Here is a 789-nt window from a genome sequence, read left to right on the forward strand (position 1 = left end):
ATGTCGGTGGTGGGGTAGCCGAGGGGCCCGGATTCCCAGCCTTGGGCGCCCCAGGCGTCGCGGATGACACCGGATGAGATGCGGGCGCCGTTGGCTGCGGTCCAGTAGATCGCACCGTTTTGGTAGCCCTGGGATTTGGCTCCGTTCGGGGCGGTCTTCACGTCGGTGGTGGGGTAGCCGAGGGGCCCGGATTCCCAGCCTTGGGCGGCCCAGGCGTCGCGGATCGCCCCGGTAGAGATGCGGGGGCCGGTGGTTGCGGTCCAGTAGATCGCGCCGTTTTGGTAGCCCTGGGATTTGGCTCCGTTGGGGGCGGTCCGTATGTCGGTGGTGGGGTAGCCGAGGGGCCCGGATTCCCAGCCTTGGGCGGCCCAGGCGTCGCGGATGACGCCGGATGTGGTGCGGGCGCCGGTCGCTGCGGTCCAGTAGATCGCACCGTTTTGGTAGCCCTGGGACAGCCCGTTCTTCGGACCGGTCCGTATGTCGGTGGTGGGGTAGCCGAGGGGCCCGGATTCCCAGCCTTGGGCGSCCCAGGCGTCGCGGATCGCCCCGGTAGAGATGCGGGCTCCGGTGGTTGCGGTCCAGTAGATCGCGCCGTTTTGGTAGCCCTGGGATTTGGCTCCGTTGGGGGCGGTCCGTATGTCGGTGGTGGGGTAGCCGAGGGTTCCGGATTCCCAGCCTTGGGCGGCCCAGGCGTCGCGGATGACACCGGATGAGATGCGGGCGCCGGTCGCTGCGGTCCAGTAGATCGCACCGTTTTGGTAGCCCTGGGATTTGGCTCCGTTCGCGGCG

1 protein-coding gene is annotated in these 789 nt (G+C 68.8%); it reads right to left on the minus strand.

Annotated features, from left to right (window positions below; genetic code table 11):
• Positions 1-789, minus strand: a 789-nt coding sequence (locus AC1DC5_RS19015) for an LGFP repeat-containing protein (protein WP_476866197.1), incomplete at both ends; no start/stop codon positions are given.

The sequence above is a fragment of the Arthrobacter sp. 10L424 genome, from assembly GCF_056395325.1.